Source organism: Salmonella sp. SAL4457, from assembly GCF_046548235.1.
GTDB classification, from domain to species: Bacteria; Pseudomonadota; Gammaproteobacteria; order Enterobacterales; family Enterobacteriaceae; genus Salmonella; species Salmonella enterica.
Window position 1 is genome coordinate 1 of record NZ_JBGDZO010000678.1, and the last position, 263, is coordinate 263.

Genomic DNA, 263 nt, shown 5'->3' on the forward strand with positions numbered 1-263 from the left:
GAGTAAAGCAGCTCGGGACTTGGGTCCCGGTCGGTAAATTCGATGCGGGGAGAAATTTGGTCGGCTTTAGGAGGTTCCACACCCAGAGCCGCACTCTCGGCGGACCATATCAAGCCAAGGTGCTCGGTGCGGATGATGTGCGCGACTGCGTCGTTCATAAAGGATTGTGTAATCTTTTTGGTCGGAATAGCAAAACCGTCATTCGTACGCAGAATGCCTTGTGTTGGTGACGCGGCATCATCGACAATCACCTTGCCGGGGTT

1 protein-coding gene is annotated in these 263 nt (G+C 54.0%); it reads right to left on the bottom strand.

The genetic code is table 11. From position 1 onward, the window contains the following. Window positions 1-263, bottom strand: a 263-nt coding sequence (locus tag ACLJNW_RS25895; protein ID WP_410961465.1) for a hypothetical protein, incomplete at both ends; no start/stop codon positions are given.